Consider the following 25,798-nt stretch of genomic DNA (forward strand, 5'->3'; position numbering starts at 1 on the left):
GAGGTTATGGCCCTCGCCCGCCCCCGGCACCGACCCAGGAGAGTCTGGAACGCAGGTGCTACCAGGATGCGACATCCATGGGCGGCTCAGCCCCGCCCGAGCGCGACCTCGGCAACTGTCTCCCACTCATACATCTGGTTGTCGCGGTTAAGGCGGATGAGCTGCGCGCCCCTGATCGGAACAGTGACCGGCTCAATATCCCGCAGCGGCGCGAGCCGCTCTCTCAGGGGGCCAGTCGAGACGCCGGCGTTGCTGTAGGCGATCGAGACGTGCGGGTGGAACTCGGGGTTCTCGGGAACCTCGTCCCAGACCTCGGCGATGCCTGAGCGGATGCCGTCGCGCACAGCATTCACAGCGTCCCATGGCCGGACTAGCAGACCGGTAGCTTCGTCGTCTGCCTGAATCGGACCGAGCGTCAGCTCAAATGCGGGTACCGCCGCCAGGCGCTCGGCTGCGGCGCGGGTGATGGCCTCGACGTCGTCGTCGGAGACCTCGTCGGTAAAGCCGAGTCCCTGCATCGTCAGGTGCAGCCACCGCTGTGGGATCAGATCCAAGCCCTCGACACCAGACAGTCCTTCCTGCAGCCGGCCGACGAGCTCGTGCAGCGGTGCGGCCGTGGCGTCGTCGAACGTGAGGTGCCAGGTGTAGAACGAGCGTCCGACAGACCAGCCGGGGCGCCACCACCAGTGGTTGACCAGCCGTTCCAGCCGGCCGAACTCTTCCCAACGAGCAGTGAAGCTGTCCAACTCAGATGTCGACATGCACGCCCTCCTCGATGGTGTGTCTAGTGACGAGTTCCCTGACGTCGCGGATCGCGGGCAGAGCCACCCACGACGCAGCCGCGTCGACGAACTCCGCCACGCGCTGCCGCACAGGAAACGAGCCGGCTCCCCCGATCCGGTAGGCATCAGCAACCAGGCTCGCGGCACGTTCCACGTCCCCACCAGCCGGATCAAGGAGCGCCGTAGCAACATCGAGCCGCGTCATCGCCTGCGGTCCGGTGAAGCCCTCGGTATCGAACGTGTCCAGCGCCAGATTCGCGTACTGCTCGACGCGGCCTGCGTCCCCGAGCGCGAGGTATGCGGTCGCGGCGTTGCCAGCGGCGCGGGGTTCGCAGTAGACGGTCGGGGTCAGACTCGCAGTGAGCGGGGTTTCGGGGTCGGGGTGCTCAGTGCGGATGGCCCAGGCGTGCCCAACAGCGTGGTCGACACCAACCTTGTCACCCTTCCGCGCCAATGCTCTGGCACGTCCGTTGACGGACAACCGGACCGCATGTGGCCCGCGGGGAGCCCGAGCGAGACCGTCGTCTGCCAGCGCGAGCGCCTCACGGTAGTGGCCCGCGTAGTACTCGACGAGGCTCTGCGCGGCACGCGCCCAGGCCATCAGGTCCGGGTCCGCGGTGGCCTCGGCCAGCTCGAAGGCCTCCGCTGCATACGCCCGCGCCGAGGGAAGGTGTCCCTGGTCGAGGCTGAGTGCGGCCTGCGCACCCGACAAGTTCGCTGCGACCGCAAACAGGCGCGCTGCGGTGGCCGGCCGGTGTGGGGACCTCAGCAAAGGGTGGAGGTAGGAACGCAGGTCACGTGCTTTGGCCTGGAGGTCAGCTGCCGGAACACGTTCGTCTTGCTCGATGATCCACTCGACGGCGGGCTGCAGGTAGTCGATCTTCCCTGAGCTCACGTCGAGCGAGGCCAGCCAGGACCGCCGTTCAGCAACATCTAGCAGCTCATCGTCATCGAGTGGATAGAGAGCGTTCGTCGAGATACCGGGCGTCGGTGCGTGATCTGAGGTGGCATGGGCATCGCGGATTGCCGGGGTCAGGAGCAGCGCGAGGTCGTCGAGACTGACGGAGAGTGCATTGGCGAGCGCGGGCCGTACCCAGGCGAGCGGCTCGACTTCGCCCAGCTCCCAGCGGGTGATCGTCGTGCGCGCGACTCCGAGGCGCTCGGCGAGCGCTTCCTGGCTCAGTCCCTGCAGTCGGCGGCGCTCGGCCAGCCCGGTCCGTGGAGTGCGCACGAGGTTCCCCTCCCGATCGTGCAGCCTTCGACCTGGATCCCGATGGTACCGGGGGCCGAGGCTCGCAACGGGGAACCGCTTTGAGGCATGGCGCTGGCCGGGATCGTCAGGGGAAACAATCCCGGCCAGCGGTCCGCCCGACTGCGGGCGGGCTAACGTCCGCATCGGGGGTATCTGGACGTGAATTCATCGCTGCCAGATCGGCAGCTCGAACAGCGCCGGACCGTTCCCAGACTCGATGCGGGTCCAGCGAGCTCGTAGCCCCAGGTCTGTCCTCGGATACGCGAGGCCCGCTTCGTCGGTGGCGCCGGTGAGGGCCAGCATCGTGGCCCCGACGGCTGCGGGGATCGGGGCGTGACGGTGCCAGGCGCGGGCCTCCGCAGTGTGGACCTCGGCCCCGGCGAGATCCGCGCTCGACCCGTGCCCGACCCGCAGCTTGGTCACGCCACGCGCCGACTCCACCGCGACAGCAACCTGAGCAGCGAGGTCGGACAGGCCTGTCGTGTCGATGGCTGGCAGGAGTGAGGCGAGAGCTGTCGCGACGCCGTGCTCGTCGATCGTGCCTGTGACCTCGTCAGCGATCCCCAGCACAGCAGCCGGTGCGTGGCCCATGCTGATCCCGCGGCCGGCCCATTCCAGCGCTTCGAGGTCGTTCTCGGAATCCCCAACGGCCACCGTCGACTCGGGCGGGATGTCGAGCTTCCCGCGGAGGACTTCGAGTGCGCTCGCCTTCGTGACACCCGGGCCAGTCACGTCCAGCCACGACTCACCAGCCCGGGTGACCGTGGCGCCCGTCTCGCGCAGCAGATCGAGGTGCCTCGCAACGCCGGGCGCGGCCACCGCAAGACGGGTGGCGGGGCTGGAGCACAGGTCGGCGACGGAAGCGGTCTTCTGTTCGCCGTTGACCTGTCCCGGTTCGAATAGCTCGCATACGCGCCAGCCCCAGCCCGGCTCCTCGACCGCGACCCGCGCAGCGGGCTCCAGGTCAAGGACGCGACGGATCACGGCCGTAAGGTCGAACACCTCGGTGCGCACGAACCGGTACCCGCCCGGAGCCACCGGATCGAGACGGACCGTCATTGCACCGTTCGAGCACACGACGTACCCGTCCGCCAGACCCAAACGCTCAGCGACCGGCAGCACGCCCGCGAGGGACCTTCCGGTCGCAAGCACGATCTGGTGCCCCGCAGCCCGTGCCAGCCCGACCGAACGATGGACCGCGGCTGCGATGGTGCCGTCGGACGACATGATCGTCCCGTCGACATCGAGCGCGACAAGCATCCCGCGCGCGACGCCGATCATGACCGGCTCCCGAGACCCGCAAGGACGTGGCCGTGGCGGGTGGTCGGGTGCGGGTCACCCAGCAGCACGCACCGCATCCCGTGCTGCTCCAGCTCGTAGGCCAGCCGGGTGTACGCCTCCGCGAGTCGCGCCTCTGCCGGGACCACGACAACGTCGGCCCCGTGGGTGCGGGCTGCGTCGGTGACCTGGCTGATCGTGAGGCCATCGCGCGTGTCGTCCAGGATCTCCACCAGTGCCAGTCCTTCCGCCGACACGTAGGCGGTGACCTCGCGGCGCTGCCGTTCGACCTCCGCCGCGTCTCGTGCGGCGACGTAGCCCAGCGCGACCGGACGCGGGCCGGTCATCGGACTGATCCCGCCAGCGAGCGGACGTGGCACTCCAGGCCTGCCACGGTCCCGGACCAGTCCGCCACAGCCGGTGTCGCCAACCGGTGGACGAAGCCCTCGGTCAAGCCGAGCTCACGGGCCATCACCACGCCGTCTGACAACCGGGACGGCTCGATCCGCACCGACCCGCGCAGGATCGTCAGGCCGGCGACGCGCTCTTCGCCGTGCGCGTCCAGGATGTCGATGAGGGCGACGAACATGCCGTGCAACTCGCCTGCTAGGGGTCTGCTCTGGGCCTGCATGGCTCACGCTCCGGGTCTGGTCCGAGCCCGCTCGAACACGGACTCTCGTACCTTTCCCATCGAACCCAAGGCACCATCCCGTCAGTAGCGCACACGGGACGCGGTCACGACGCACCCTTGCCGCATCAGTACTCGCGGCGAGTTGGTGCGCGCAGCTGACCTGCACTGATACGTGCGCACACCTTGGTGTGCGCACGACTTGGTGTGCGCAGAGCGCGCTCGTTCGTCGTCCACTCAGGGCAGAGGGGACTGCGGCACGGGCACTGCACAGCTGCCGCGATCGTGCGCACACCTGTCGCGCATCCGGTCGCGGTACCTGCGTTGGACAGAACCGCGGCCTCTCGCCACGGCTCACCAGCCCAGTGTGAAACGAGTTGGTGCGCGCGTCTGACCAGGAAGAACGCTGCGCGCACTCGTGGTGTGCGCAGGTTAGGTGTGCGGAAAGCGCGCGCTGGCTCGTCACGGTGGAGGCATGGCGACCACGCGCACACTCAACCTGGGACCGCTCGCAGCAAGCCGCCTCGCGGCCGGCGCCAGCAACATCGCCGGTGTGTACGTCGCGCAGCCGTACCGGAACAGAAAGCAGCTCCCGGCCGGGGACACGGTGCACCGCCACCAGGCCACCCGGCTACCTGGCTTTGGTGTGCAGATCGGTCAGCAGGCCGGTCACCCGACCGCGGGCTCGAACAGCGGCGAAGCCACGTTGGCGCTCGTCACCGTCGGTCTTCGACCCATGACCCCGGGCCTAACGGACGGCAAGCGAGCAGCCACGTCACCGGCAGCCCCCTCCGGGACGCCGAACGACATCGACAGCCCGGCGTACAACGCCCCTCCAGGCCCTGGCGCCGAGGACCACAAGCCCTTCGGGAACCACGTGCCCAGAATTTCTTCCACGAGTTGGTGGACATGGGACCCGACGCCCTGGCCTGCGGTGACGCGATGTCCCCCACCACGACCGGGCTGGGGGACATGGGAAAGGGGGACGTCAAGAGCCACCTCGACGGGTACACCCGCACGTCATCGTCGGGCCATGGACACCACACCCGAGACCAGGCCCAGCCTGGGCCCGCCGACAGGCGTCCGCGCTGCCCGGTGTGACACCACCCGAGGCGCCGCCCTGCTCCTGACAGACCAGGTGGTGTGCGATGCCTGACCGGACCCAGAAGCAGGACGCCGATGAAGGCCTGCTGCGTCTGGACGTCGCCGTCGACGCGATCACCGTCGGCGAGCGGCACCGGCACGACCTCGGCGACATCGACGCACTGGCCGCGTCGATCCAACGGGTCGGGCTGCTGCAGCCCATCACTGTCACCCCGGACCTGGTCCTGGTGTGCGGGTACCGGCGCCTGGTCGCGATCCAACGCCTCGGCTGGACGACCACACGACCGTGGGTACGCAGCGGGATCTCCGACCGGCTGCAGGCCGTGCTGGCCGAGCGTGACGAGGAACAACTACGCAAACCCCTCGATGACGTCGAGGCAGCGCAGCTGTACCGGGAGATCAAGCAGCTCCTGGCCGAGGACGCCGCATGCCGCCAGTCGCTCACCCGCTTCGGCGCGGAGAACGACGGCCAGGACGCGACCGCAAGGACCATTTCGCAGCTGGGAGCTAATTCGGACATCGACGGTGGTGGCAAATTGCCACCACCGCGTGACCTGCGCGAACGCTCACGGGCCCAGGCGGCACGCCTGGTCACCGGGAAGGCGTCCTACAAGCGCCTGGACCGCATCGCGACCCTGTCCGACATCGCCAACGACCCCGCCCGCCCCGACCGAGCCCGGGCCATGGCCGCCGACGCCCTGGAACAGATCCGTCAGGGAGCATCCGTGTTCCCGCTCTACGACCAGGTCAAGGTGGAGCTCGCCGCCACAGACCCGACCGCCCAGGCCGTGGAGCCGGTGACCCAGGAAGAGGTCGACGAGGTCGTCGCCTCTGCCATCCAGCGGCTGGACCAGCCCAAGCCCGCCCGGGACACTCGCGGTAGGGGCAAGCACTCCCTGCGAGCGTTCGCGCTGCTATGGCAGGACCTGGACGGGTGGTGGGAGCATTACGACCCCGCCGATGTTGGCCCTGGCACCCACGAGAAGGACTGGGCCGTGTTCGAGAACGTCCTGGACCAGACCAGCCGGTTCGCCGCCGCAGCACGCGCCGCACGCGACCAGCCGGCCTAGCGCAGGCATGACCGTCCGCAACCTTCGAGACCTAAGAACCTAGGTCCTTGTGCACCAACGGCCTCCGCCCTGCTCCTTCCCCAGCACAGCATCAAGCGCGAGCCCGGGGGCACAATCTTGTAATGAGGTGGTGAGTTTGCAGCACCCGATGACAGGTAGGGCGGGCCGAGCGCCAAGTCACTCAACTTGGTGGAGCTCTCGTCGACGACGCGCAGCGTCAACGCTGGACGACGCGCGGAACCTCGGACCGTACGAGCCATCGTTCCGACGTCCTGCGCGCCGCCATAGCGGCGAAGACCGCGGCGCCCGAGACGACGAGAACACGGGTCACTGTGATGACGACCTGCACGCTCTCCGTCGCACTGCCGTCCAGGCTCAGGGGCACCTGTCGGGCGAGCATCACGGCGAGCAGGGCGAACGTCCCGGCCGCGGCCCACCGGGTGCCGCGGTGCGGCATGCCGACAAGGCCCGCAGCAACGATGCCCAGCACCATCCCGAGGTAGTTCGCAAGCAGGTCCAGCCTGACGTACAGCACCGCCATCACGATCGCCGGCAGATAGGTCGCCGCAGGCACCGCGAGGACGAAACCGAGCAGCAACCACCGGCGCGCAACGATGCTTCGCCGGATCGCAATCCACCAGAGGGCGAGCGGGCAGGCGATCAGCATGAGCAGCGCGATGTGACCGATCCTCGGGACCTCGCTGCCCGACGCCAGAGGGATTCCCAACAGGACGGCCTCCATCACGATGCCCCCCGCGGTAACGAGAGACGCCGCCGTGAGGAGTCGCAGCGACCCGAGCGCCACCGCCGCCGCAGTGAGCGTGGCGATCGTGAGCAGGATGTCGAGCGTGACCACTCTGGTGAGGACCGACGGGTCAACGCCGTCACCGTGAGCAGCCACGAGGCCCAGGGGAATGAGCAGGGACATCGCGAACGTCACCAGCAGCCCCGCGACGAGCGCCGAACCTAGTCCCGCGTCGGACGCCAGCGCAGGTACGAGGGGCGTCGTCTCTGCGTGGGCGCGTGCGCCGTGTTCGGACGGAGCTGGGGCGGCCGATGGCGTCACGTCGTCGTTCACGGGCCCCAGCCTGGCAGAGGCGGGGCGCCCCCGGGGGACTTGAGCACAGCTACCCCGCTGACGGGATCACCACCGCCAGCGCTTCACGGACCTCGTCGAGGTCAAGCCGTATCAGCCGGCCAACTCGGTAACCACGCACGGTGCCGTCGGCGATACGACGCCGCACGGTCTTGGTAGAGATACCAAGCGTCTCTGCGGCCACTGTCAGGCTGACCAGGTTTTCCTTCGGGCCCCGCCCAGCCACCGTCGACGGCGAGAGACGTGGGCTGTTTCTTCCGGCACTCGGTTTCATGATGCTTCTCCATCATCAGACGAACCTGTCAGATCACAGGTGTCCGATGCTGTCCGCGGGCGGCTCCGAACGATCGGTGCGGCGCTCGTCAGGTTCCAGCACGGCCGGGTTCCGTCGCAGCCGCCGTTCGGCCAGCTCGTCCTTTCTGGCCGCTGCAGACATGCGCTCAGCAATCATCCGGTCGCGTTCGGCGGCAGCATGCTGATAGTCCATCGCTACGCGCGGTTCGGAGTGGCCGGCGCGGTACATCAGCTCGGCAGTCGTTGCTCCTGCCCGTGCGGCAAGGGTGAGGCTCGTGTGCCGAAGGTCGTGGGTCTTCACACCCGGCAAGCCCGCCTTGTTGCGTGCTCTGATCCAGTTGTCGCGCCACGTTCCCTCCGGGAGGACACCGCCCTTCCGGCCCGGGAAGACCAGACCGTCCCGTCCTGACTGAGCGAAGCGATCGATGTGCGCGGCAAGTATCGGCACCAGGTCTTCCGCGATCGCGATGGTCCGATATCCCGCGTCCGTCTTCACCGGGCCGACCACTGCATTGATGCCCTTGCCGCCCTGCGAGACGTTCTGCTCCACACTGACCGAAGCATTCTGCGGATCTCGCAGGTCGACGTCGCACCGGCGGAGTGCTCGGGCCTCGCCGATGCGCATGCCGGTCCAGTTGAGCAGATCTGCCAGTGCGCGCAGATTCTCGGGGAGCGCATCAGCCAGTGCCCGCACTTCTACGGGGGTCAGAATCACCGGTCGACGGCGCCGCTTGTAACGGCCGGCCCCGACGACACGCGCCGGCGAGATCCCGATGAGACCGCCCTCGACTGCTCCCTTGAAGACACCGGAGAGGAACTTGTAGACCTGGGCGGCTTCGCCTGCTCCGGTGCGGTCCGCGCGATTGGCCTTCTTCGCTCGCGCTCGCGCCTCGGCCTTCAGCTTGGTGTGCCACACCGTGACGTCCGTGACCGTGATCTCGTCGACGTACTTCTTGCCGATCGCGGGCTCGATGTAGACGCGGAGGTTGCGGGTGTAGTTGCGGTACGTCGACGGCGCGAGCGTCCGCGACTCGATGTACTCCCGCGCCCACTCGCTCAGCGTCAAGCGCCCCACCGCGGAACCACGAGACTTCGGTGGACTCCACTCGTCCCGATCGATGAGCCGCTTCTCTTCGACGAGCCAGGCTTCTGCGGCGAGCTTGTCCCCGAAGGAACGCGGGTGCGTCTGACCATCTGGCCCGAGGTACCGCGCGCGATAGCCCGAGACCTTCTTGGTCCGTGTGTTGCGGCGCGTCTCGATGTTGCCGAACGCCCGGTGACCTGACTTACCTGCCATGGAGACCGACCCCCTCACAGAGTGAGGTGGGCGACGGGCGCCAGCAGCCGTGGGCATTAGGTGGGCATTCGAATGCCCACAGGAGTCCAGAAGTGTCTACTGCTGTCCAGGACAGGAGGAAGCGTCGACGCAGGTCAGGCCGCATTTCTGCAGCGAGTGGGCCCGGAGGGATTCGAACCCCCGACATCCACGGTGTAAACCGCAGACAACGCCGTGACCGGCACCGAGACCGCCTACTGCGTGCCCTGCGGGGATACCGAGGGGATAGGCGATTCGGTTGTCGAACATGGCTCCAGGATCCCACAACGATGCGACCTCGACCAGGCGCCACGTCCCGGGTGTCAACGAGTGCCTCACAACTCCCCCGTGCCGTCGAGTCTGCGCCGCACGCAGTTAAATCGACCTGCGCGTGTGCCTGTCCCCGAAGCCGGTTCATGAGGAGCTCGTCGCCAGCATTCGCGCATCAACTTCGGGCTGCCGCTCCCAGGCCCCGTGTTCCAGCCAAACCTCGAAGTCGGCTGTCAGCTGCTCCCGAGTGCAGCACCAAGCGGTGGCAGCTGACCTCGGTCTACCCCGGGAGTGAGCGGCTACATGCACAGCAGCACCACCGCGCAATCTCGGCACCTCAACTGGTGAGCTTCTGCTGCGCTCGATAGATGACCATCACTTGCATCCGACGGCGGTCATTCGAGCTCAATGGGTGCGACGAACACGTCGATACGGCGCCGCTCGATGTCCTGGACGGGACGCGTTCAACGCGCGCAAGCACCTGTACGGATTCTGAAAACGGGTTCGGGTCAGCTTCCACCCGTGAAGTGCGCCCTCTCCCGGGAACCAACTCCCTAGCGGAAGAAATAGGCGGTCATCGAATCGCGACCCTCCCGACGGCGCCCCGGATGCTGGCCCTACCAGCGGCGTCCGCCCACCCAACCTGCCGCCGAGAAGGGCCGCCCTTGACAGAGCACTCAATCGACGTCATACGGCTAGGTGGGGCGGCTGTCCGGCGCCGCCTGAGCCTCAAGAGCAGCTGCCACTGCAGCGAACTCCTCAAGCGCCGCAGTGAGGTCTTCGACGATCTCGCGGGCGATGATCTCCGGCGCCGGCAGGTTGTCGAGGTCTTCGAGCGACTCATCGCGCAGCCACGTGATGTCGAGGTTGACCTTGTCCCGCGCGGTCAGCTCGTCGTAGTCGAACGCCCTGAACCGTATGGACTCGACACGCTCCTCACGCGGCTTCCCCGGTGCGAAGCCGTCGACGAAGTCGTCCAGGTGCGCACGAGTCAGCGGGTTCTGCTTGAGCGTGAAGTGCTGGTTGGTCCGCAGGTCGTACACCCACAACTTCTGCGTCCACGGCTCCTCGGACGCGGGCTTCTTGTCGAAGAACAACACATTCGCCTTCACACCCTGGGCATAGAAGATCCCAGTGGGCAGACGCAGCATCGTGTGCAGGTCGAAGTCGTTCAGCAGCCGACGCCGCAACGCTTCCCCCGCGCCGCCCTCAAAAAGGACGTTGTCTGGCAGGACGACCGCGGCCCGCCCGTTGATGTCCAGGATCGTGGCGATGTGCTGCAGGAAGTTGAGCTGCTTGTTCGAGGTGGTGACCGTGAAGTCCTGCCGCTCGATCTCCCGGTCCTCGCTCGCCTCCTGACCGTCCGCCCCGACGTAACGCAGCGACGACTTGGTCCCGAACGGCGGGTTGGCCAGCACCACCGACCACCGACGCCCCGGGTCCGCGGTCAAGGCGTCCCTAACGTCGATCAGCGACTCGCCGTTGGCCTCTCCGATGCCGTGCAGCAGCAGGTTCATAGCCGCCAACCGCGCCGTCCCGTCGACCAGCTCGACTCCATGGGCGAACCCGTTACGCAGGTGGTCCCGCTCCGGCGGCGTCATCGACTCCGCGCCCCGGGCCGCATACTCGTGCGCGGACAGCAGGAACCCGCCAGTACCGCACGCCGGGTCCACCACGCTGTCCGCGACTGTGGGCTGCAAGCAGTCGACCATCGCCGAGATGATCGACCGCGGCGTGAAGTACTGCCCCGCCCCGGAGCCCTTGTCCGACGCGCCCTTGGCCAGCAGCGACTCGTACGCGTCGCCCTTGATGTCCGTGCCGGCCTGCGACCACTGCTCCTTGTCAATCAGGTCGTGAATCAGACGTTTGAGCTTTGCCGGGTCCTGGATCCGGTTCTGCGCCTTGCGGAAGATCGTGCCCAGCGTCCCTGGCTGCTTACCCAGCCCGAGGAGGATCTGCGTATACACCAACTCCAGCTGTGCACCCTCAGCGTCCAGGAGCCGCTGCCACGAGTGCTCCTCGGGCACGATCTGTTCCGGCTTCAGCTTCCGCGTCGCCCGCTCATGCGCCATCTTCAAGAACAGCAGGAACGTCAGTTGTTCCGTGTACTCGATGACGCCCACGCCGTCGTCGCGCAGCACGTGCGCGTACGACCAGATCTTGTCCACCAACCGGCGAGCGTCAGCCACGACCGTTCCTTTCTCCATGCGGGGATGACCCTCTACCGACGGGCTTTATGCTCGTGCGGTTCGTACCGGGCCCCGACCTCGGTATCGGCAGCGAGCGACCCGCCACCAGGTGCAACTTCATCTGTTCACCGCCTACCGCAGCGCTGCAACTTCATACCCGACGAGCGATGCGGGCACTACATCGAGCGTCGCCGATAGTTCTTCCGCGAGTTCCAGGTCCGACGGTCGTCCGGTGAGCTGGCCCAAGAACGCGGCCGCGAAGAGCGAAACGCGCAAGTTGGCTCCGCGCAGACGAGCCTTCTCGAGCTCACTCCGCAAGCGCGAAGTCGCGTACACGCTTTCACGGATCGCGGTCAGGTGGTCATCTTGGACTTCGACGGGTGGTACTGGAACGGGCATCTCCCTGATCACCCTGAGGCTGATGGATGCAAGGTTCACACTCTGCTTCCCGTTCCGCTGCGCCCAACGAGCGCCGTACGTATTCGCGCACCACGACAGCCACTCCGGTCTGATCGCGTCCTCATGCGGCCGAGCTCGGAACACGTGGTTCTGGTGGATACAGCCCTCGATCTGACCCTCCCATACCCATCCGCGGGCGAGCTTGTCGCGGTCTCCGCCTTCGTTCATCAACACGTCACCGGGCTGAAGCCTCAGAGCCTCTGCCTTGGCCCGCGGGACTCGGATCATTGTCACCTTGTCCAGATCTAGCCTTGCTCGCTGCACGTTCGCCACGCGCAAGTAGGGGACCTCCACGTACGACGGGTCCGACTGTCTCTTGGCGTCCTTTGTAATCCCACCGACGACGTCGGCAACATCGCCGAGTGCTTTCCACGTCCAACCCGGCGCGAGGTCGGGCAGCACTCCGTTCAGCATCGCAGCAACCTCCGAGCCGACACCAAGCCGCTGCACAATCGCTGCCTCGTCAAGAACCGCAATGCGACGCAGCGACGTGGCCAGGAGTGCGTCCACCTCGTCGAGGCGAGAAAGGTGATCTTCGAGAATCTCGACGATTCGCCGCTGCTCGCTTAGTGGCGGGATCGGAACGGGGATCCGACGGAGATTTTGCTGCGGTAGGTGTGCAATCGTCGACCCGGTCGTCAGAGTGGTGAGTATGCCTGTACGAGCTGCGTTCTCAAAGGCATACCGCAGGTACCGCGCGTCAACGTCGTCGCGGGGCCGCACGCGATGGAGGGCCTTCTGATAGGCCATGTACTCGCCATCCCGGTCCCAGATCGCGGCCCGGCCAACCTCTCCGCCTTCGCAGACAAGGAGGTCACCTCGACGGACGCCGAATCGTTCACGTTCGTCCTCAGCAAGTTCCATAGTGAGGATGTCATCGGTGTTGATCCGACCCCACTGAACGTTCACGTTACGCAGATACGGAACGTGCGCATGTCCCCTGGGTTTGCCCCTGTCGAGCATCTTCCCGAGCGCGGTGTCCGCTACCTCTCCGACCGTGGACCACCGCCAATTTTCTGGAAGAGTGCTCACGCAGTGAGCTCCTTGTTGAGCTCCTCAAGGAGGTCGCCGGCACCGTCGCCAAGATCGCGCAGGGCACCGTCGACGCCGCCGCGTTCCGTAAAGGGTGCTTCGTCGAGGTCGTCGGCGGTAATGCCGGCGGAGTTGGAGATCACGTCGACCATGCGGTCGAGCCACCACCTTTGCGTGTGAGAGAACGTGGTACCGGCCTGCTCCTGAGCGAGGAGCCAGCCGGAATAGCGGGAGGCGACGAACTCCGCGTAGGGCACGAGTTCGTCGGTAGCCCCGAGCGTAAACCTGACCAGTGACACAACGTCGGTCAGCCGCGACCTGTCACGGTGTCGGACTCGTCCGGCGTCGACCTGTTCGTAGGCGGCCCAGATCAGGTCCGGGGTCCAGTTGTGCGGGGGCCGAGCAATGCGGTCGGCGAGTTCCTTGATTGCCGCAAACGGCACACCCACGGCCTTGGCCTCGTCGAGGAGCTGGATCGCAGTGATCTCGTCTCGGTGCTCGTTCAGGTACTCCGTCCAGGACTCAACGACCAACCTGGCACGATCGGGGTCCACCACGCCATGTGCATCGAGCAGTACGTCGGGGGTGACCTCGTCGATGATCTGGTCGTGGCTGCGGCGCAGCTCCAGGATCCGGGCACGCAACTCTGGGTTCGCGGCCAGTGGTTCGATCGCCGTCTCGATCAGGCCGTCGACAACAGCAGTCGGGTCGCTCCCAGGGCCCGCGGCTTCGACCGCGACGGCCTGCAGGTCAGGGTCGACGGCGTCGACAAGGCGACGCACCACCCGCTTGAGCGGAACGTCGGAGAGGGCGTTGAGCTCGGCGCGCTCGCCGTCGGACAACTGCAATTCGAGCGCCGCCAGGCGCGAAGCCAGGGTCGCCACTTCGGACTCCGTGATCGTCAGCGATGCGGCCCTCTTCAGCAGCTTATCGAGGGATGCACTCCGGTCCCGGTTCAGAGGGGGCTCCACGAAGTCGTGCTCCGTGACACCGACGGCGTCGACGATCACGAACCGCGTCTTGGCCGTGGCGGCCGCGTCAGGGGTGACGGCCTGGAAGTCGGCCGCGGCGATCGTGCGGGCACCACGGCCCTTCATCTGCTCGAAGTAGTTGGCCGTCTTCACGTCGCGCATGAAGAACACGCACTCCAGCGGCTTGACATCCGTACCGGTGGCGATCATGTCCACCGTTACAGCGACGCGCAGCTTCGCCGACGTGCGGAACGCCTGCAGTGCGGCCTTGGGGTCGCGGGCGTTGTAGGTGATCTTCGCGGCGAAGTCGTTGCCCTTGCCGAACACCTCGCGCACCGTGGTGACTACCTGCTCAGCGTGGGCGTCGTCCTTACAGAAGATCAGCGTCTTCGGCACCGCCGATCGTCCGGGAAAGATCTCCGTGAACAGCTTGTCGCGGTAGGTCTCCAGGACCAGGCGGATCTGGTTCGGGTTCGTCACCGCCCGGTCGAGCTGAGGACTGGTGTACTCGACGTCCTCGTCCAGCGCCTCGATGCGCTGGACGCGGGTGCGCCGGTCGATCTTTGGGACCACCATCCCGGCCGGCAGCTGGCCACCCTGCTCGGTGACCTGGGTCTTGATGCGGTAGATGTCAAAGTCGACGTTCACACCATCGGACACGGACTCCTGATACGTGTACTGCGAGACCAGGTTCTGCCGGAAGAACGCGAACGTCTGCTTACCCGGGGTAGCCGTGAGTCCGACCACGTGGGCGTCGAAATACTCCAGCACGCCGCGCCAGAGCCCGTAGATGGAGCGGTGGGCCTCATCGACAATGACCAGGTCGAACGTCTCGGGCGGCAGATCGCGGCTGTACTGGACCGTAACCGGCTTGTCGGGGACATAGTCGTCGAGCTGCGGATCGTCAGTGTCGGGGACTTCCTTGCCGCGCAACACCGAGTGCACCCGCTGGATCGTGGAGATCACCACGTTCGAGCTGGCGAGCATGCCAGCACCGGTGAGCTTGTCGACGTTGTAGATCTCCGCGAACCGGCGCCCGTCGTCCGGAGTGGTGTAATTCTGGAACTCGGCGAGGGTCTGGTCGGCCAAGTTGTTGCGGTCCACCAGGAACAGCACCTTGGAGAACCCGCCGTGCTTCAGCAGGCGATACGCGAGGGTAACCGCCGTATACGTCTTGCCGGCGCCGGTCGCCATCTGCACCAGAGACCGGTCATGCTGCTGCCGCGCGAGCGACCACTCGGTGTTGTTGATCGCGTCGATCTGCGCAGGACGCAAGGGAGCCTCGTCCAAGGGCGGCATTGCCCGAACCTTCGCCCGCCATGTCGGCGCACTCGGCGACTCGTCGGCGGCACGAAGAAGTCGAGCCAGCGCTCCAGGCTTCGGAAAACCGAAGACCTTCCTGGCACGCGGGTCAGGATCCAAGCCATTGGTGAAGTGCGTCTCCGTGCCCGAGGCCTCGAACACGAACGGCAGCCGGTCCTCGATCAGGACGGCGCGCTTGCGGTGCTGTTCCGGCAACCCCGTCGCGTACATCGCCGACTGCCACTCCACACCCGACAGGGTCGTGCCCACCGGCTTGGCCTCGATCACCCCTACGACACGACGGTCGACGTACAGCAGGTAGTCAGCACGGCCGTGCCCCGAAGCCATGATCGCCTCGCGCACCGCGATGCCCTGACCGGCGAACAGGTTCAGCGCTCTACCGTCCTGAACGAGCCACCCGGCAGCCTCGAACTGCGCATCAATCATCACGCGCGCACGCGCCTCCGCCGGAAGGCGGCGGGAATCATCGTCGGCTGCCACGAACGCGAGTCTACGAGGCGTGGGGCTAAACCCCTGGTCAAAGAGCTTGGCAGACCGGGGTGATATGTGCGCGACTCAGCGGATCTGCCGGGCGCCTACGCCTGTGCCCTCCTGTCAGTACGATCCCCGATGACGGTCTCGCCGCTTCATCATCACGGCCCCAGGCTCGCGATCAAGAGCTTCACCGCGTTCCACAGCGCCAACGCGATCCCGAGGACCGCGAGCACCGCCACAGCCCCCGACGACGGCGCGACTGCCACAGCACATGCGCAAGCGCGAGGCATGCGAGCACCAAGGCAGTGGCGATTCACCGGGTTGGCGACGGAGACGATCGAGCCGACGAACTGGATCACCGTGATCCCCAGTGCCATCGAGAGCAGCGTAAGCCCCGACCGTCTGCTGGCATCGGTCAAGGTGGGTTGGCGGGTGCAGCCGTGATCGTGTGAGCGAGGATGACCAGTGGCACGGAGGGGATCGCCTCCCCCGGCAGCCGCCAGCTCTGTCCTCGCGCAGTTGCTGGCGGCTGCCGCAGCAGGGCTCGTCAGCCTCCGTGGGGCCGTTCGGCGAGGTGGTTCCAGTCGGCCCAGGTCTGGAGGCGTCCGGCATAGACCTGCGGGAGAGTTCGGTGCCGACCACGCCGAAGAGGACGCGCAGCAGCGGGTCGTCGCTCGATCAGATGCGAGTCATCTACGACCGCCAGCAGCTCTAGTCAGTGTGCGCTCGCGCGGACGCGACCATCCTCTGGACGGCGGGTGGAAGAAGATCATGAACATCTGCCTCTTCGACGAGGACCGCAAAGTTCATCCAAACCTGCCCACGGACAGCCCGGGCATCGACTCCGTAGATCGTCGCCAGCTCCTGCTCAACGTCAACGACAGCACCCGGCTGTCGTGGTGCGGGGGAGGCACGGTCGCCAGAAGGATGGTCGGTCTCTGTAAGAATCCGCTCAAGCGGGATCAGAGCGACGGCGCTCGGGTATTTTGTGCCCGCCGCGTTGATCGAGAACCAGCAGCCGAGTTCGACGGCCCTCCGCGTCTGGGATTCGTCACCGCGCCACCAATGGAGCACGGCGCCGCTGATCGGCCTTGCTTCCAGGGCCTCAAGCACGCGGCCCGGTGCACTGGAACTGTGGATCGATGCGATGCGGGGCGTGTCCTGCAGTGCGCTGAGGATCGAATCGAATACGCGCTCCTGTTCCTCAAGTGGCACCATTGAGCGTTTGTCCAGTCCGATCTCGCTCGCCAGTGCCGTCGACGAGAGCAGTGATGCAAAGCTCGCCGCGTCATAGTCCCGCTGTGACTCAACCACCCCTGGATGGCAGCCAACGCCCCAGATGGTGACCTGGTCGCGGCGAGTCCTGACGGACTCGTACTCGTGGGGGGACCTGGTTGCTGCGAATACGACCGCACCGAGCCGCTCGAGATCGGCTGGTGCAGTACTCGGATCAATGTGTGCGTGCAGATCGAGAGGGGGAAGCTGGGGTGCCATCAGAAGATCCCTCGCAGTTCCTCGACACCTCGCTGCGATAGAGCAAGCGCGTCATGCGCCGCGTAGCCCTCAGGCAGCGACATCGCCATCACGTCACGCGCGCGGATGCCCCGGTCGACGAAGTCCCGGAGAGGCTCAACGATCGACTTCTGCCGAACGAACGTGTCGTACCGGCCGTCTGGATCGTCAACAAGATAGGTGGTTGTGTCAGGGACACCAGAGGCGATGAAGGCCGCCCGACGAACGAGGCAGCCGAAACACACCCCGCAGGAAGAGCGGACCGGAGCACCGCTGTAGCGCGCATCGGTGTGCGAGCAGGAGTTTGTGTTGCTGAGGTAGGCCGAGGCAGCGTCGACGCCGGCCGCGTCCGCCACACGGCGAAACATCTCGCCCTTCGTGAGGGCCTCGAAGGGGTTCTCGATCTGACCGAACCCGCCCACGCTTTGCATCAGAGCAGACAGGTCGCGCAAGAAGCGCGGGTGGGTCGTGTGTGTCGACAGGCTGCCACGACGATCCGGACCGAGCGGCGGGTTGAGCGAGGCAAAGCCATTCTCGGCGATCCAGAGCGCTGCGCCAGCACGGTCAGCGACAGCAAGGCCAAGCGCAAGAAAGAGCAGAGAGCGTGAACGAGTCGACGTCTCACTCCGGAACGATGAGCCGTCTAGGCGCTTCGAGCCGCGATGAAGATGGAACTGATGATGCTCTTGTCTGATGCCCGGCACCAGTTCCGCGATCGACCCGGCGACAGCCTGCTGCACCGGGGAGATCGCGGTTGAGCTGAAGTGCGAGACCAATGCTTGCGAGTGATCGCTACCCAGGTCCACTGCAGATAGCAATGCCCCTGCAGCAGAGTCCGCCCCACCGCTCAGAAGCACAGTCCGGTCGTGGTGCTGCTCGTCGATCGGGAGACTCGTCTCCTCTGCAGCTGGCGCCTGCGTGAAGTTGAATGCCCAGTGGTCGCCCGACAGGAAGCCGACCGTGCTTGCCAGATGCTCAGCGTGCGTTGCCCATAGGGCAGGATCGCTTACCTCCACGGTGAGGTCGAAGTCCCTGTCGTTCCAGCTGGAGCCGCGGCCCTCACGAAGTACGGAGCGGTCGGCAGCGAGCACACCCAGTGCAATCCGGATGAGGTCTACGTTGCGCAGGTTCACCGCGCCAAGGTTGCTTAGGTGGGGATCGATGAGTCCGGTGAAGGTGGTGCGTCCATTGCGGGTCCAGAGGAAGACTTCGTCGAGGCTGCGGCTCTGCAGGGCGCTGTCAGCAGTGTCTTCAGAGAGTGTGAGTAGAAACCGACTCATGACGTGACTCCAAAGATCTGGCCGATGTCGCGGATGCCGTTCTCAATCGCTCGCGCCATCTCCTGCTCGGTCGCCCCGCTGGGGTTCAGGGTCGCCTGGGCTGCGTACTCCGCCGCGACATCGCGGATCTGGCGCTCCAGGTGGCGTCGTTTCTCGAAGCTGGCTTCCTTCGCGTAGATCGTCGAGGACGCCTCCGTCAGAGCGGTTTCCGCGATCGTCGTCTCGATCGATTTCCTCACGACGTCTTCTGGCGTCGGCGAGTGTTCTGCGGGCTGCTCCAGTATCCATTCGACGACGCTGGCAACGATGTCGCGTTCCTCGGCGTCGGCGAGTGTGCTGTCTGCCTGAGCGTCGAAGGCGGTCTCGATGATCTTGAGACCGATGGCGACGGGGTCACCGAGCGCTCGAAGTTCGTCGTAGTTGAGTCCGGCCTCGCGGAGAATCTCTCGGTTGCCAGATGAGTATGCGAGCGCCAGCCTTCCTGCTCGCCCAGCTGCGCGAGATACCCGACCGACGGATCGGGTGACGCCTCCAGATGAGCGACCGCGCCCACCGCGTGTCCCACCTCCGCCTCCGCCGGGGCCATCGCTGCCCCCACCGCGTCCGCGCGTGTTTAGCAGCATGCGAAGGGCCGGCCCGAGGTCTATCGCTGGTGGGCGTGCGGGCCTACTCGGCCGAGTCGGGTCGGAGGGCCGGTCGTCTCCATCTGGGTTGTCAGCCTCATCCCCATCGGCGCCAACGGTCACCTCCTCCGCATCGAGCCATGCAGCAATGTTGTCGCGGAGGTCAGTCGCATCCTTGCCGCCGCTGCCGCCGAACGAGCCGCTAGTTCCCATTGCCGCTCCACGCCGATTCAACGATGCTCACCGACGCCTGAAGCCTCTGGTCATCTGCTCCTGTCCGCCAGGCGTCAAGTACCGGCTGATAGACGGCCGGATCCAGGGGCCGCAGCTTGATGACCGTAGCCGGTTCGACACTCTCTGCAGGGAGATCTCTGAGAGCTGCGACGACGCTTGACTGGGTAGTGGGTTGCTGTGCAGCGAGGCGGAGCAGGCTTTCGACGGTGAACTTCTGTAGCGCCGGCTGGTCATGGGTACGGCGTCCGAGGTGTCCGACCAGGTTCTGGGCATCACCCTCTTGGAGTCGCTGCAATGTCTCGTCGGTGACGCCTGCGCGGTCGAGCTTGAGGCTAGAGGTCAGCGCGACTGCGAGGTCACGGAGACGCTCAGGGAGCCCGGTGTCGATGACCTCGATCTTGGCGAATGAGGCCGCCAGATAGAGGTATCCCGCTATGGCAGAAGCATCGAGCGCAGGCAGGAGTTTTGCCCAGCGGCGCAGGGTGTCGGTGAAGTCGTCCTCGCGCGCAGGTCCCTGCTCCGTCTCCGGTGCGACAGTCTTCTTCGCTCGCCCGCCACTTGGCGCCCCATCCTCGGACGGATCAGTCGTCGGCTGGCTATCCGCGGTCGCCTCGACACGGCCGTTCGCAGCAACATCTAGAGCGTCGAGCTTGTCACGCAGTTGGTTGGACGCGAGCCAACCGAGCACCGTCTCGAAGTCATCAGTGAGGATGCGTTCCAGCACCATGAGCTTGGCGACCGCATCGGGCTTCAGGTTGAACCCCCGACGTCTGGCGACCGCCTGGCGCACGTTGAGGTCGTTGAGGAAGCGCTTGATGCGTCGCGGATTGCCGTGAAATTTTTCGTAGAGGATCGGTGTCAGGCGCGTCGCTGTGACTAGGTGCTTCGCCAGGGCACTCCCGTCCTTGATCTCCAGCTCATCCAGGCTTCCGCCGTCGATACGCATTTCATCGCACTTGGTGACGAAGGCCGCATACCCATCCTCGTCGGCGCCAAGTTCGGCCTTCGCGAGCAGTAGGAAGAGATACGCCTCGGTGTCGAACCGGCTCAGCGCGGGCAGCGGGATCGTCGTCTGGACGATCTTGTGCAGGTAGAGCTTGGCGGGATCCTCGTCCTCGTTTTTCGGGGCCGCCGTCTTGAGCTTTTGCCGGATAGCCTCCGACACACGATCCTCGTCCGCTGCGATGACGAAGGACATGCCCTTGGCGGAGAGGAACAGACGGATTGCCTCTAGGGACTCGACCACCGTGTCGGGCAGGCAACGATCGAGATCGTCGACGAGCACGACCACACGCGAGAGGTGTGCCAGCGCAGGATCCGCCAATAGCGCCCCGAACTCGTCGCGGAAGGCGGCCATGCCCTTCTCGCTTTCGAGGCTCTCGGGCTCGTCGCTGACAAGCCCGAAGACGTCATCGATGTCAGGTAGCTGCAGGGTGATCGCGGTCCTCGCTGCCATCTTGACCGCCTTCGACCAGTTCACCTTCCGTACAAGCTTCTTGAAGGCGTCTACACCGAGTTTGCCGGCAGGGTCTTCCTGATCGAACTCCTCGCTGAGTGCGGCCAGCACCTCAGCTATGAGGCTCTCCTTCGGGCCGACCGCTGGGTCGTAGCTCCACGGCTGCGTCGGAATGACCAGGACCTTGCGGACGCTCCCCTCGGAACGTTTCTCGATCTCGGACTTGATCAGTTCGAGCACGCTCGTCTTGCCGCTTCCCCAGGCGCCAGAAAGACCGATCGCCACGGGATCCAGTCGGTCGTCGAAGAGTGCATCTGCTGCAGTTTCCGCTACCGCGCGGAAGGCCAGCAGGTCCTGGGTGGCTGGCTCATCCGACCAGAGTGGGTAGGACGAGGTCATGCTGTGCCTCCATTGGGGACCTCCGGCGGCTCCGCCATTCGGTCGTGTAGTTGTGATCAAGCGGCCCAAATCGGCCGCCTGTGGTGCGTACGAGAGAGTCCGGCATGGATGGTTCATGACGCACCGGGGCGGGTGAACTTGATCGGCCACTCGGCCAAGGGGCGCGCGGACAGGCATTGCGGCTGACGGCGCGCGAAACCGCGCCTGTCGCCGGCGGCGTGCCGCACTACTCGGCAGGTGAGTCCCGCCGGTACTGCGGGCTTTCAAGGGTGCATGTCCCGCCAAGCCAGACGCCGTGTCGGTGGGGCGGTATAGGTTTCAGCGCGAAGGGGGTTTGAAACCATGTCTGTCCCGCTCGCGGAGCAGCGGAAGGTGCTGCAGCGTTCAGGCAACGTCTGCGCCTTTCCCGAGTGCAGAAGAGAGCTGACCGCCCCGCCCACGGCTAGGGATCCGCTGGCGACTCTGGGCGAGATCGCGCACATCGTCGGCGAGAAGCCGACGGCCGCGCGTGGTGACTCTCCGCTGAGCCTGAAGGAGCGCAACAGCTACCCCAACTTGATCCTGATGTGCGAGAACCACCACAAGGTGATCGACAACCAGGAAGGGACTTGGCCGGTCGAACGTCTCCAGGCCCTGAAGGCTGGTCACGAGGCGTGGGTGAGCCGCACGCTCCAGGGCGCCGACCCCGTCAGCGGTGGGCCACCCGCGGTACCGAACGACTTAGGTTCGACCTCCTCCGCCGGAGCTGCGACCAACTACCCCGTGGTCGGCTCAGACGTCGGACGGGCTGTGCTAGGCATCCACCCCGCGATCCCGCTTCCGGACGAGCACATTCCTGCCTTGTCCCCGGAGCTGCCCATGTATGTGGTCCGTGACCACGATCCGCAGCTGCGCAGCCTGCTGCGCGACAGTGCGCTCGTTGGTGGATTCGTGCTTCTTGTGGGTCCTGCTGCGGCGGGAAAGTCGCGTAGCGCCTACGAGGCGGCCCGAGCTGTGCTGCCAGACTGGAACCTCGTACTTCCCGACGAAAGATTCTGGCAGGACACGACGCGGGTGCGCTCGATCCCTGCCCGCAGTGTCGTCTGGATGGACGACATCGCAACGACGATCGAGTCCGGCGAGCTCACTGCCCGGACCTTGCGGAGCCTGCTCGCCGATGCGCACCGCCCGGTGATCCTTCTCGGTTCCATCTGGCCGGCCGACTACGAACGCCTTACGACCGCCCCCACGGGTGGACGCTCGGACGTCAGCCGCAGCGCTCGTGAAGTCCTTTCGATGGCCCATTGCTTGCCTGTGCCGGCGCAATTCAGCAGAGACGAGTCCGAACGCTCCACCGAGCTGGCCAAGACCGACCCTCGGATCAAGGAGGCACTGATCCGGCAAGCGGACGGATCCGTTCCAACCGTCCTTGCCTGCTCCCCCGAGCTCGTTCGACGGTGGACCGTGCCGAGCAACGCCGTCGGTGCCGCGATCATCTCCGCGGCAACCGACGCGGTGCTGTGCGGGCACCCCACGACCCTGCCACCCCCGCTGCTGCGCTCGCTCACTGAGCGATACCTGACCGAGGCACAACGTGCGTCAGCGGATCAGGACTGGTTCACATCGGGGCTGGAGTGGGCCCGCCTGCCCGTCCGCGGGACCGTCGCGCCGCTCACCGCGCAAGCTCGCACAGTAGGCCAGATCGACGGGTACCGGGTATCCGACATCCTCGTACACCACGCGCACAGCCAGGCCGCTGCCAAGCGACGGCTGCCAGAGAAGCCATGGTCTGTCCTCGAAGACCTTGCTGAGCCGGAAGCATGCCTCACGATCGGCATGCACGCAGTGAACTGTGGACGTCCTCAGATTGGCGAGCGCATTCTGACTCGCGCGGCCCGTGCCGGACTTGTCGACGCCTACGGAGCACTCGGTTTCGCCCTGGCCGACCAGGGCAAGCTCGACGACGCCAAGGCTTGGTTCGAACGAGCCGCTCAGGCCGGGCAGCCGGACGTCAGCGCGATGGTCGCGGTGATCCTTGAGGACCAAGGCGACATCGAGGGCACAAAGCACTGGCTGCAACGAGCCATCGACAACGAGAACGATCCCACGTCGATGTGGGGGCTCGGCCAGATCCTGGAGGCCGAGGGCGACACCGACACCGCGATCTACTGGTATCGGCGAGCGAGCGAGACGGGCATCGACGACGGACTGGGCATGACTTGTCTAGGCTCCCTATTCCGCAAGCAGGGGGACACCGATGCGGCGGCCGCATGCTACGAGGAAGCCGCAGGCGCCGGAAGCGTGCACGCCATGCTGAACCTTGGGCTACTGCTCGTCGCCAGGAACGCACTGGACGGCGCCCAGAGCTGGTTTCACCAGGCTGCCGAGCTCGGTGTGGTCGAGGGTGCCGCGCACCTGGGTGCCCTCCTCTGCCATCGCGGGGACTTGGACGAAGCCCGGCTCTGGTTGGACCGCGCGGCTACGGCCGGGTACGTGCCCGTGATGGCGGACTACGGCACGCTGCTACGGCAACTGGGTGACACCGCAAGTGCACTGACATGGTTCCAGCGCGGCGCGGAGGCAGGTGACGTCGAGGCCATGGCGGGACTGGGTGCCCTGCTCGACCACATGGGCGACCGCGAGACCGCTGGTACCTGGCTTAGCCGTGCCGCCCATGCAGGGCAACCGGTAGCACAAGTTCTCTTCTCGATGTTCCTGTTGGAGCAGGGAGACACCACGGCTGCGCTCGAATGGGCGCGGAAAGCCGAAGAGGCCGGCGTACCGGTCCCTGCAGAACTGACAGACCAGCTCACGCGCGCAAGCGATGCCAGACCCGCGCGTGTCTGCACGCACGCGGGCGCGGGGCCCGCCGACAGCGCCGTGGCCCAGTGGACCCCGCTCGAGCACAAATGCTCCTGCGTCGTCACGTGGGGATGGCCACGAGCGACGATCGATCCCGACTCGGTTCTAATGTGGTGCCTCACCGCCGCCGAGCTCAAGTGCCCATGGCACGATCCGGCATTTCAGCAAGCGGTCAACGCGTTGGAGCATCCCGTTCTGGACTTCAAGCTACCCACCACGGGCACTTGGGTGTGCATCCACAAGGCGACGGGCGACGACGTCGAACTGGGCCGCCGACTAGGTCACAGGATTCGCTCATTGGGACGCCTTATCGAGCGTAACGACCGGGCCGAGATACTCCGTGACATGCCGGACATTGCGCGCTGCAGGATGGAGGACAGGGGCTTAGACCCTGCCGAAACATGGCTCACCATGCTACTTACCGACGTCGTACTCAACCGAGGCGAGCCGTTCAACCGAGAAAGCGTCACGGCCCCGGGCGCCGATTGCTGACCACGGCTCAGATGTGCGGCGGTATCGCCTGTGCACCACGATCTCGGCAGAGTACCCGCTGCCCTGCCGTGCCCGGGTACTGGCATTGGTGAACGGCGCCCGAGGCTGCTAGGTGTCGAGGTAGTCCCACTCCTCGCCTAGGACCCAGTTCAGAGCGGATAGTTTTCCGTTCAGCATTCCCCACTCGAAGTTCGTGTAGGGACCAAGGTCTCCCGGTCGAGTGTAAGTTTCCTCCACCCTCTTCCTGCCGGGACCTGCGGTGTTGAGCATTTGCTCCAGTTCCTCGTCCTCGCCAGCATCCCGGTGCCGTATCTCGAACATTAGGGAGCGCTCATACCAGATCCTGTCCCACAGTTCCTGATGAGCGGCCATGATCTCGTCCAGGCGCCGCGGTTCTTCAGGAATGTCTTCGTCGAAAAACAGCTCCTCGACCTCATCATCAAAATACTCGATAAGCACCGCATTCAGGCCATCGATTCCCAGCCCAAAACGAGACCCCCGAGGCTCAAATAGCTCGACAATATCCTCGTGAGGTTGGCGATTGTCTCCATTCCTGAGAGAGAAGTCTTCACTGTTCGAGGTGATGAACGCGTGCGGATGCGCCTTGAGATCAATCCCGTCAACCACGCTCGCATAGAGTTCAATGAGGAGCGCATCTGCCACACTGTTGCGCGATCTATGAAACGGCGCCTTCTTCGACAGGCCACGGTCGACCACAGCCTCTCGGTCCCGACTCGTCGGTTCCAGGTTTCGACCTTTTCTAAGCAGTTCCAGGGTCTCGACGAAGTTGCGAGTCGTCATCGCTCCGATCAGCGGTACGCGGCGCGCAAGGTCTTCGATGAGGCGCAGGTCTTCCTGCCGCCCTTGCCCACCGTAGTCGTCAAGGTCTTGTCTGATGAGCCGAAAACGCTCGGCGACACTGGCTGTCATAGACGCTTCAATCCGAGCCCGATTGCGCTCGAACTCGTCGATGACGAGGGCAGGCACGAGCAATTCGATCTTGCCCTGGTGGTGCAGGACCCGAAGAGCGACAATCCACCGCTGACCATTGCGGCGTTTGCAGATGTCGAGCCAGGTCGACGTGTCGATGAGCAGACGGAGCATGGCGACGAAGGTACCGGGATCGCCCGTGGCGCGGAGACGTATCAACTGTTCCCCCGGACTGCTCCGTCAGCTGGGCCCAACGGCGCAGGGCCGTCCGATCCGGCACAGCCCGTCATCGCTACCAGTGTGCTCGTCACGCTGGAACAGATTGAATGGGCCGAGAGCGAGATCGACGCCGCCAGCAACCCGGCACCCGGGCAAAGGTGATCTCCGTTCGCACTACCGGGAACTCCTCGACTGGCTGGCGACCGGTCAAGACAACCCGGCACGGCGGCCGAGATCTGCTGCGCGTACGCAGATACCAGCCGGTCGCTCTCCTG

At 65.7% G+C, this 25,798-nt stretch carries 19 protein-coding genes and 1 pseudogene; 2 read left to right on the forward strand and 18 right to left on the reverse strand.

Features of this window, described 5'->3' with window-relative positions:
- Window positions 1–86: 86 nt before the first annotated feature.
- The 5 genes from ACIPN7_RS14375 to ACIPN7_RS14395 all read right to left on the reverse strand — a co-directional run bounded on the left by ACIPN7_RS14375 (window position 87) and on the right by ACIPN7_RS14395 (window position 3,901).
- Complete coding sequence (locus tag ACIPN7_RS14375; RefSeq protein ID WP_400543069.1) at window positions 87–761, reverse strand: 2'-5' RNA ligase family protein; 675 nt, start codon at window positions 759–761, stop codon at window positions 87–89.
- A complete protein-coding gene (locus tag ACIPN7_RS14380; protein ID WP_400543072.1) occupies window positions 748–2,013 on the reverse strand; it encodes a helix-turn-helix domain-containing protein in 1,266 nt (421 codons plus the stop codon). The genes ACIPN7_RS14375 and ACIPN7_RS14380 overlap by 14 nt, the downstream gene beginning before the upstream one ends.
- A gap of 186 nt (window positions 2,014–2,199) precedes the next feature.
- Entirely contained in the window at window positions 2,200–3,315 is a 1,116-nt protein-coding gene (locus ACIPN7_RS14385; protein WP_400543075.1) for an HAD family hydrolase, read from the reverse strand.
- A complete protein-coding gene (locus ACIPN7_RS14390; protein WP_400543078.1) occupies window positions 3,312–3,659 on the reverse strand; it encodes a hypothetical protein in 348 nt (115 codons plus the stop codon). The genes ACIPN7_RS14385 and ACIPN7_RS14390 overlap by 4 nt, the downstream gene beginning before the upstream one ends.
- Entirely contained in the window at window positions 3,656–3,901 is a 246-nt protein-coding gene (locus tag ACIPN7_RS14395; RefSeq protein WP_400543080.1) for a hypothetical protein, read from the reverse strand. The genes ACIPN7_RS14390 and ACIPN7_RS14395 overlap by 4 nt, the downstream gene beginning before the upstream one ends.
- Window positions 3,902–5,088: 1,187 nt before the next feature.
- On the opposite strand from ACIPN7_RS14395, the gene ACIPN7_RS14400 reads away from it, so the two are divergent.
- The gene (locus ACIPN7_RS14400; protein ID WP_400543083.1) at window positions 5,089–6,114 is read left to right on the forward strand and encodes a ParB N-terminal domain-containing protein; all 1,026 of its coding nucleotides are present in this window, start codon (window positions 5,089–5,091) and stop codon (window positions 6,112–6,114) included.
- Window positions 6,115–6,331: 217 nt separating this feature from the next.
- Here ACIPN7_RS14400 and ACIPN7_RS14405 read toward each other — a convergent pair whose 3' ends face one another.
- From ACIPN7_RS14405 to ACIPN7_RS14455, 11 genes are all read right to left on the reverse strand, one after another.
- Window positions 6,332–7,192 (reverse strand): hypothetical protein, encoded by an 861-nt coding sequence (locus ACIPN7_RS14405; protein WP_400543086.1) that lies wholly within the window; start codon window positions 7,190–7,192, stop codon window positions 6,332–6,334.
- A gap of 49 nt (window positions 7,193–7,241) precedes the next feature.
- A complete protein-coding gene (locus ACIPN7_RS14410; protein ID WP_400543089.1) occupies window positions 7,242–7,484 on the reverse strand; it encodes an excisionase family DNA-binding protein in 243 nt (80 codons plus the stop codon).
- 33 nt (window positions 7,485–7,517) lie between these two features.
- Window positions 7,518–8,801 (reverse strand): tyrosine-type recombinase/integrase, encoded by a 1,284-nt coding sequence (locus ACIPN7_RS14415; RefSeq protein ID WP_400543092.1) that lies wholly within the window; start codon window positions 8,799–8,801, stop codon window positions 7,518–7,520.
- Window positions 8,802–9,784: 983 nt separating this feature from the next.
- On the reverse strand, window positions 9,785–11,278 hold the full coding sequence (locus ACIPN7_RS14420) for an N-6 DNA methylase (protein WP_400543095.1): 1,494 nt from the start codon (window positions 11,276–11,278) through the stop codon (window positions 9,785–9,787).
- Between the two features lie 132 nt (window positions 11,279–11,410).
- Window positions 11,411–12,769, reverse strand: a complete 1,359-nt coding sequence (locus tag ACIPN7_RS14425; protein ID WP_400543097.1) for a restriction endonuclease subunit S — start codon at window positions 12,767–12,769, stop codon at window positions 11,411–11,413.
- A complete protein-coding gene (locus ACIPN7_RS14430) occupies window positions 12,766–15,543 on the reverse strand; it encodes a DEAD/DEAH box helicase family protein (RefSeq protein ID WP_400543100.1) in 2,778 nt (925 codons plus the stop codon). Before ACIPN7_RS14430 ends, ACIPN7_RS14425 begins: the two co-directional genes overlap by 4 nt.
- Window positions 15,544–15,695: 152 nt before the next feature.
- Complete coding sequence (locus tag ACIPN7_RS14435) at window positions 15,696–15,914, reverse strand: hypothetical protein (protein WP_400543103.1); 219 nt, start codon at window positions 15,912–15,914, stop codon at window positions 15,696–15,698.
- Window positions 15,915–16,248: 334 nt separating this feature from the next.
- The gene (locus ACIPN7_RS14440; RefSeq protein WP_400543106.1) at window positions 16,249–17,031 is read right to left on the reverse strand and encodes a TatD family hydrolase; all 783 of its coding nucleotides are present in this window, start codon (window positions 17,029–17,031) and stop codon (window positions 16,249–16,251) included.
- Window positions 17,031–18,329 carry a hypothetical protein gene (locus ACIPN7_RS14445; protein WP_400543108.1) on the reverse strand — a complete coding sequence of 433 codons (1,299 nt, stop codon included), beginning with the start codon at window positions 18,327–18,329 and terminating at the stop codon, window positions 17,031–17,033. Before ACIPN7_RS14445 ends, ACIPN7_RS14440 begins: the two co-directional genes overlap by 1 nt.
- Window positions 18,326–19,165 carry a hypothetical protein gene (locus ACIPN7_RS14450; protein WP_400543111.1) on the reverse strand — a complete coding sequence of 280 codons (840 nt, stop codon included), beginning with the start codon at window positions 19,163–19,165 and terminating at the stop codon, window positions 18,326–18,328. Before ACIPN7_RS14450 ends, ACIPN7_RS14445 begins: the two co-directional genes overlap by 4 nt.
- Window positions 19,155–21,041, reverse strand: a complete 1,887-nt coding sequence (locus ACIPN7_RS14455; RefSeq protein ID WP_400543114.1) for a P-loop NTPase fold protein — start codon at window positions 21,039–21,041, stop codon at window positions 19,155–19,157. The genes ACIPN7_RS14450 and ACIPN7_RS14455 overlap by 11 nt, the downstream gene beginning before the upstream one ends.
- Before the next feature lie 342 nt (window positions 21,042–21,383).
- Here ACIPN7_RS14455 and ACIPN7_RS14460 point away from each other — a divergent pair, with 342 nt between their 5' ends.
- Window positions 21,384–24,374 (forward strand): tetratricopeptide repeat protein, encoded by a 2,991-nt coding sequence (locus ACIPN7_RS14460; RefSeq protein WP_400543117.1) that lies wholly within the window; start codon window positions 21,384–21,386, stop codon window positions 24,372–24,374.
- 108 nt (window positions 24,375–24,482) lie between these two features.
- Here the strand turns inward: ACIPN7_RS14460 and ACIPN7_RS14465 are convergent, their stop codons facing one another.
- On the reverse strand, window positions 24,483–24,833 hold the full coding sequence (locus ACIPN7_RS14465) for a hypothetical protein (RefSeq protein ID WP_400543276.1): 351 nt from the start codon (window positions 24,831–24,833) through the stop codon (window positions 24,483–24,485).
- Window positions 24,834–24,995: 162 nt separating this feature from the next.
- A pseudogene (locus ACIPN7_RS14470) lies at window positions 24,996–25,478 on the reverse strand (PIN domain-containing protein); the annotation flags it as partial.
- Window positions 25,479–25,798 lie beyond the last annotated feature (320 nt).

The sequence above is a fragment of the Promicromonospora sp. NPDC090134 genome, assembly GCF_044746965.1.
Lineage (GTDB): Bacteria > Actinomycetota > Actinomycetes > Actinomycetales > Cellulomonadaceae > Promicromonospora.